The sequence below is a fragment of the Flavobacterium silvisoli genome, assembly GCF_004329815.1.
Classification (GTDB): Bacteria; Bacteroidota; Bacteroidia; order Flavobacteriales; family Flavobacteriaceae; genus Flavobacterium; species Flavobacterium silvisoli.
On record NZ_SJPE01000006.1, the window covers coordinates 153,373 to 160,705 of the forward strand.

Annotated in this window: 5 protein-coding genes; 1 reads left to right on the forward strand and 4 read right to left on the reverse strand. The window is 36.1% G+C overall.

The features are described from left to right. Positions 1–12 precede the first annotated feature (12 nt). From EZL74_RS07035 to EZL74_RS07050, 4 genes are read right to left on the reverse strand one after another with little or no spacing between them, the layout of a single operon-like run. Complete coding sequence (locus EZL74_RS07035) at positions 13–1,143, reverse strand: restriction endonuclease subunit S (protein ID WP_131475894.1); 1,131 nt, start codon at positions 1,141–1,143, stop codon at positions 13–15. Beyond that, positions 1,136–2,422 (reverse strand): hypothetical protein, encoded by a 1,287-nt coding sequence (locus tag EZL74_RS07040; protein ID WP_131475895.1) that lies wholly within the window; start codon positions 2,420–2,422, stop codon positions 1,136–1,138. The genes EZL74_RS07035 and EZL74_RS07040 overlap by 8 nt, the downstream gene beginning before the upstream one ends. Before the next feature lie 5 nt (positions 2,423–2,427). Then, on the reverse strand, positions 2,428–3,453 hold the full coding sequence (locus EZL74_RS07045; protein ID WP_131475896.1) for a nucleoid-associated protein: 1,026 nt from the start codon (positions 3,451–3,453) through the stop codon (positions 2,428–2,430). A 19-nt stretch (positions 3,454–3,472) separates the two neighbouring features. Beyond that, entirely contained in the window at positions 3,473–6,295 is a 2,823-nt protein-coding gene (locus EZL74_RS07050) for a type I restriction endonuclease subunit R (protein ID WP_131475897.1), read from the reverse strand. 364 nt (positions 6,296–6,659) lie between these two features. On the opposite strand from EZL74_RS07050, the gene EZL74_RS07055 reads away from it, so the two are divergent. Beyond that, on the forward strand, positions 6,660–7,205 hold the full coding sequence (locus EZL74_RS07055; protein WP_131475898.1) for a transposase: 546 nt from the start codon (positions 6,660–6,662) through the stop codon (positions 7,203–7,205). Positions 7,206–7,333: the final 128 nt, after the last annotated feature.

Here is a 7,333-nt window from a genome sequence, read left to right on the forward strand (position 1 = left end):
GTCTTAGTTTATTTATACCAACTCCCCACTAAAAGCCTTTTTCAAAATACTCTGCCTCAAAGCCTCGGCTTGTTGCAAGCTTTGTGCAATACTTTCCTCCATTTTATCCGACACACTCAAACGGCTTTCGATTTCTTGAACGATTTGGTGTTGTTCTTTAAGTGTTGGAAGATTTATAGGATATTCCAAAATAATTTTTGTTGAAACTCTCGGTAAATTTACACCACTTGTATTCTCTGACATTTTATTAACAAAATCTACACCCAACATTAGGTGTGTTAGAAATTGAGCATCACAATTCTCTTTTGTTTTTAAAACTAAAATATCTGTCGAGCATACGCCATTTTCTTTTGCCAAATAAACCTTATTAAGATATGGTCGTAATTTACCATACAAAATTTCTCCAGTTTTAAATTTGTTTTTTAATGTTTTAATTTTCTCAAATCCACATTCAGGAGTTAATGTGCCTAAATTCTTTTCAATATGTTCTAAACCAATGTAAAATTTTGATTCAGAATTATTGGGCTTGTATTTTTCTTTTGAAATTTCAATAATATCATTAAAAGTTTTGCTTACCCACCCCTCAGGCAACTGACCCTCTTTTACATTTTCATACGTTAACTTCCCTTCAAAAGCCCATTTCAAGACACTTTGCCTGTAGGTTTTAAGCTGCTGTTGTGCGGTTTTTAAATCGTCGATGCCTTTGTCTAACTCACTAAAGAGTTCTTCTATTTTGGAGACGATGGCTTGTTGGGTTTCTAGTGGAGGAATGTTTAATTTAATAGAAAGTAAATCACCTTTTGATAAACTTGGAATTGTAGTACTCTTATCAAGTTTCTTAAAATTAAATCCTAAGCAGAAATAGTATAAAAATTTAGAATTCAAATCTTCTTTAGCGCAGAGACCGAAAGCGGTATCAACATTCCAAAATTTTGTAGTTACATATATTGGACTGTTGATAGTTCCTTTTCGTCCAATGATTGTTGTATTTTTATCACAAATATATTCATCTGCATATCCAAATATTCCACTACTTCCATAAATTGGATATTTTCCATTTGGATTAACTACATTTTTTTGGTTTTTCCCACTCTTTATTTCGCAGACCTCTCCGAGCGTTTTTATTTGCCAGTCTTTATTCATTTTTTAATTCTTCTTTGTTTAAATAGGTCTGGTAAACATAAGCACATGTAAACGTCACAGCAATAAATGGTAATATCAATACGCCAATTTTTATTGACAACATTTTAAAACTATAAAATACAAGACATAGACTGCTTATCCACATTATAAAAATGAAAATGTTGAGCCCTTTTTTCAATAAGTTTAATCTTTTAAATAGCCCATTTTTGATTTCTTCAAAATAACCTAAATCCTCTTTGTTGTTAATAAAAAATGAATTGTCTTTTAAAGTTTTATAATCTTTTTGTGCTATGTTGTTTAATGAGGTGATGTCGTCAAAATAAATCCTAACTATGAATGTTACATACACTATATAACTTACTAATCCAAAGCAGACGATTAAAGTTGGAAATAATTCTCCTTTCAGATTGTAAAGTGAAAAAGCCGAAGCAGCAATAGATATTGGTAAAGCTATAACCTGCGTGGTTATTTTGTTCAAAATGTCATTTTGACTGGAAAAATATTTCTGTTTGTACTCTTTATAATCCGATTTTATCTTGTCAAGTGATAAATCGTGAAGGTATATTTGATAGTTTTTTTCAGCAATATTAAGTACTTTATTTAAATCTTTAAATAAAGTTACAAATCCTTGATTGTCATATTTATCTTCAAAATATCTAAATATCTCGTTCTTTATAAAAATGGGTAGGTTTTTATTTGAAGGACCGAAAGCATCTTTCAATCTATTGAAATTTATTGAATAATCCGTTTGGTTATCAAATTCCGATAACTCTAAGGGATATCCAATTACTAATTTGCCGGGCTCTTTTGAGGAGGTAAAAAAGAGCTTTCTCGTATTTGTATCAAAACTGTCTACAAATTGAAATTTATTATTTTCGTCTTTACTCTTATCGCTAAAAAATCTAATAAATTCATCGTAAATAATTGCGTTTGTAAAAAGAGTATTGCTGGATAACACAAAATTTTCTAAAGTTTGCTTATTTAGTTTTGAAAAAAATATCGGCTTAGTTTTTATATTCAGAATTGCAGCATCTTTTCCTGAAATTACAAAAGATTTCCACTTTATTCGAAATTCATTATCATCGAAAAATAAGAGATAGTCAAACTGATTAATATTAAATTCAATACTTGTTGGCAAAGTTGTATAGTTTATATTTAAGTTCCTAAGGACTTCAACTTCTCCAGACGAGATTGTAATTATTTCATTGCCTAAATCATATGAAGGATTTAACTTTTCTAGATAATCAAATAGCGCTTTGAAATGACTAATATTATCCATAGAGATTAATTTTGGTTATTTTGCTCAACCTGCCTTACTAGTTCACGTTTTAAAATAGCTGACTCAATAATTACAAAATCGCCTTCATCAGCGGGTCTAACTTTTCCAGAATTATAAGCCCCTCTTGAGAATTTTAATTGTATTCCGTCTGCTTTAACGTCGAGTTGATTAAATTTATTTAAAGCTTTACCATCAGCCCTAAAGATGTTGTCAATTTCAAAATCATTCATGTCTCTATGATAAATAAAAATATTTTCATCTTCATAAAAATGATTACCCATTTCATTGAGATCTACCATACGTCCCCTGTCCTTAATGTATCTAACCAATTTTTCTCTGAAAGTATTTATGTCAAGTTGTTCACCTGTTTCAAAATCATTAGGCAGAGGCATCAAACTTACTAAGTCGTATAACCTTTCGGTAAAATGTTTACTGCTTTCCGGTTGTGCTGCAGATATCCATTTTATAAAATAGTCAGCAACATCATTTTGCCCTTTTCGCATAAAAGTGATATATCTACCATCGTTACTTAAATATTTTGGGATATGTATTCTACATGCCATTGCTAATTTCTCGGTATTCATGTAGGTAATTGTATCAATCTCTACTTGGTGATTGGCTTCATTTCTGTTGAATATCACACCTTGCGTATCCCTTATTAAAAATATACCAAGAAAACCAATGCCATTTACTGAATACTCCGTGAAAACTAAAAAGCCGCCTGTTGCTAGCGTTACGAGACTAATCAACTCCCTGAGGTTGTTAACCATCATTTTCGAAAAGTCAATAAACTCATTTTCGCTTTGTGACGATTCCTTATAACCGCGAAAATTACTCGGAAAAGTTCTACCGGAACCTTCATCAAATACAGCATATATAATTTTATCATTGTTGTAACTGTTATTCAATTTTTCTACCAATCCTGTGGTAATTTCGCTATTAGGCAGGAGGGAATTAGAAAGAAATGTTTCGGCAGTATTTTGTCCTCTTACTTTTGACAATTCATGAATAATGATTCGATATAATTCCATAATTTCTAAATTTAATTTTTTACGCCGCTAACACTTCATTTAACTCTTTAATAATCGCATCGGTTTGGTCACCAAACAATGCCCATAGTTTACTCAAGCCACCTTCCGCATTAAACGGCGGCAGGTCAAAATCGTCCTTTTCTACGCAAAAGCTGTTGGCTACATAGTCTTTCATCATCCGTAGCCAGTGCATCTGCTGTACGGTAAACTTTATCCCGGCACCGGCTTGTTTTTTAAACGCCCATTCCTGAAACTTTAAATCTACTGTTTTATCATAGGCCGTCAACCACTCGTCTTGTCCTACTACTTTGCGCAATAAAGAAACCAATAAGACCAATTCTTGTTTGGGTTTCTCAGTTCTTGGCGCACGCTTAATCAATGTATCGGCAGCTTCGCTATCTTCTTCTGTAGCAAAAGCATCCCACAAAAGGTTGAGTTTTAAGGCAGGCTTTTCAACCACCAATACCTCATATAAATCCTTTATCATTTTATAAGTCAGGCTACGGTTTTTATAGTCTTGCGCATAAAAAATTTGCAGGGCCGTAATCTCGTCTTTGTGTTTTTCTATCCACTGTTTAAAGTCGGTAATAAGGGCCGTAGCCGCTTCGGCATGGTCTTTTACCCAACCTATTTTAGTGACAGAGTCTATATTCACCACATCTATAATCTGGTCATACTTCTTGCGGATGTCTACTATAAAGTCGCGCAAGTCAGGGTTGTGAAACACCGCCACAGCTTGTTCAATCAATTCTTGGTTAGCCTTGGTAATGGCTTTTTCTATTTCCATTGGTGCTTGCCCGCGCATTTCACTCCTAATTCGTAATTCATCATTCGCAATTACATCAGGGTCGTATGCGTGCAATAACTTTTTCACCACTTGGGTAATGGTTAACCCGTTGGCTTTTTCGCTAAACTGTTGCTTGTCTTTGTCTTTAAGTTGTTGGTCTAAACGTATCAATCGGTTCGCCAAAGTAGTCAGCATGTCTTCGCTGGTATTGCCCATCGCTACACTTTGCAATACATCTTTTAAGGATAGGCCCGGTAGTTTCTCTAAAGGTCTGCTGTCTGTTTTTTGCGACTGTTCTACACCAATGGCGTCAATAATTACAAAATGGTCTTTGCTGTATTTGGCCATAGGAGTGCCTTTGGCTCTTAATTCTTCTAAGGAGCAAGTACGTGTACCACGGCCTTTCATTTGCTCATAATAGGAACGGCTTTTTACATCGCGCATAAACAGTAATACTTCCAACGGGCGTATGTCGGTTCCGGTGGCTATCATATCTACGGTAACGGCTATGCGGGGGTAATAATCGTTTCTAAACTGTTGCAACACACTTTTAGGGTCTTCGTCAGAGCGGTAGGTAATTTTTTTGCAAAACTTATTTTCTTCGCCAAATTCTTCCCTAACAATGTCTATAATGTCTTCGGCATGGCTGTCGGTTTTGGCAAAAATTAATAGTTTGGGCACTTCAAAGTGGCCGTTGCTGTCCACCCGGTCGGGAAACATCATCGGCAAATTGTCTTTAGTGGCTTTGATGATGGTTCTAATGGTGCTGGGATTAACAATGTCTTTGTCTAACTGCTTACCGCTGTAGGCTTCATCTTCATCCAGGGCCTCCCAAAACTTTTTACGGGTAAGGCGCTCGCGCTTGTCTACTTGTTCGCCCATTTTGATAACGCTACCGTTTTTGGTAATCTCGGTTTCAATAGTAAACACGTTGTAAGGCACCAAAACACCATCAATCACCGCTTTTTCATAACCGTAATCCGAAACCAAGTTTTGGTTAAAATACCCAAAGGTTCGGTTATCAGGCGTAGCGGTTAAGCCAATTTGAAACACGTCAAAATAATCCAGCACTTGTTTCCATAAATTGTATATACTTCTATGGCATTCATCAATAACAATAAAATCAAAAAACTCAATTGGCACTTTTTCGTTATATCCAACAGGAATAGGTTCTTTGGATTGATAGGCTCTTTCATTAGGGTTTTCTTCCTCGGCACTTTCATCCAGTTCGGTCTCTTTTAAAATAGAGTACATGCGTTGAATGGTGCTGATATACACCTGAGAGTCATTCGGGATAAAAGAACTGTTCAATCGGGTTACCCCATACAATTCCGTAAACAAACGATTGTCGTCATTAGCCGTATAGGCTCTGAATTCGCCCTCCGCTTGTTCGCCTAAGTTCTTTGTATCCACCAAAAACAGGATGCGTTTGGCTTTGGCATATTTGAGTAATCGGTATACAAACGTAATGGCAGTAAACGTTTTCCCCGAACCCGTAGCCATTTGAATCAAGGCTTTAGGTTTCTGGTCTCGAAACGATTGTTCTAAATTAGTAATAGCCGTAATTTGACAATCTCTCAACCCATCAACCGGTAGGGCAGGGATGTCGTGCAATCGGGCTCGTAACGTTTTAGGTTGGCTCAGCCATTGTACAAAAGTTTCCGGTCGGTGAAAGGTAAATACATTCCGCGAACGGGGTTTAGGGTCACGATAATCCGTAAAACGGGTTACTTCTCCGGTACTTTCGTATACAAAGGGTAATGGGTCATTGTTTAGCAAACGCAATTTGGCATTGGCATATTGCGAGGATTGGTCTTCTACGGTAGTCAGGCGCACGCCTTCTTCTTCACGCTTGGCCTCAATAATCCCCACAGGCTTTTTATCTACAAACAACACATAATCCGCCGGACCAATATCAGTTTGGTATTCCCTGATAGCAATACCCAAACCGGCGGCCAGATTGAATTTTTTCTTATCCTGAATGATCCAACCACAGGCCATAAGTTGCCTGTCGATGTTGTCTCGAGCAATTTGTTCAGGGTTTTGGTTGAGCATGGGTTAGGGTTATTGTTATTTCAAACATAAAGAAAAATTCCCACACTCACAATCCCCAACAATGGGTATTTTTTATCTGATAGCTAAACCTAATTTGCATAAAATCTTGTTTGGTATACCTGCATCAGGAATTCAGGTAACCCGGCTTCATAAAATTATCGCCGGTAAGCAGTGAGTCAATCCAATATTCATAATGACTTAAATAGGTTCTTCCGTGAGCCCCTTATTTAAAATAAAAGATCTATCCGTCTATCATCTATCCGTCTATCATCTATCCGTCTATCATCTCTTCGTCTCTCATCTCTTCGTCTCTCATCTCTTCGTCTGTCTTGTCCTAAAATAGCTATACACTAAAAAAGTGTATATGGAAAACCCAGCACAAGAGATTTATGCTTCACGGGAGCACAAACAGAGCCGTTATGACAAACGCTTGATTTTAAAAATTGTCAAAGAAGTTGAACAAGGATTGCCTAGAAAAGAAGCTACCCGGATTTATGGATTAGGAAAAGCATCGTTAGATGGTTGGATGAGGGATTATGGTTCACCCGAATATCAAGAAAAAATCAAACGCAGGAGTTATACAAACCTTCAAAAACGTACTATTGTTACAGCTATAGAACAAGGAAGATTGACCATTAAGGACGCTAAAACCGCCTATAATATCAAGAGCGATAAAATAATCAGAAATTGGATAGTACAATATAAATCAGAAAAAGTCGAAATTTGTATTGAAAACACCTCACCCATGGCTAAGGATAAACCATCTTCCAAGGATTTAGAAAAAGCAGCTTTAGAAAAAGCTTTACAGCAGGCAGAACTTAAAATAAAAGCCCTGAACACCCTGATTGATGTAGCCGAAGAACAACTCAAAATTGACATTAGAAAAAAGTCTGGTGCCAAACAGTCTTAAAAATGAAACAAGACTTTCCTAAACTGGGAATAGCTGTTTTATGCCGATTGTTTGGCAAAACAAGACACGCCTATTACGATTGTTTATGGCGTAAAGAAAGTAGTTTAGTCAAAGAAGATGTCATTCTT

Excerpts from the sequence above, each read along its gene's own strand:
- EZL74_RS07045 (WP_131475896.1), bottom strand. The coding sequence starts at position 3,453 with ATGGAATTATATCGAATCATTATTCATGAATTGTCAAAAGTAAGAGGA.
- EZL74_RS07055 (WP_131475898.1), top strand. The coding sequence starts at position 6,660 with ATGGAAAACCCAGCACAAGAGATTTATGCTTCACGGGAGCACAAACAG.
- EZL74_RS07035 (WP_131475894.1), bottom strand. The coding sequence starts at position 1,143 with ATGAATAAAGACTGGCAAATAAAAACGCTCGGAGAGGTCTGCGAAATA.
- EZL74_RS07050 (WP_131475897.1), bottom strand. The coding sequence starts at position 6,295 with ATGCTCAACCAAAACCCTGAACAAATTGCTCGAGACAACATCGACAGG.
- EZL74_RS07040 (WP_131475895.1), bottom strand. The coding sequence starts at position 2,422 with ATGGATAATATTAGTCATTTCAAAGCGCTATTTGATTATCTAGAAAAG.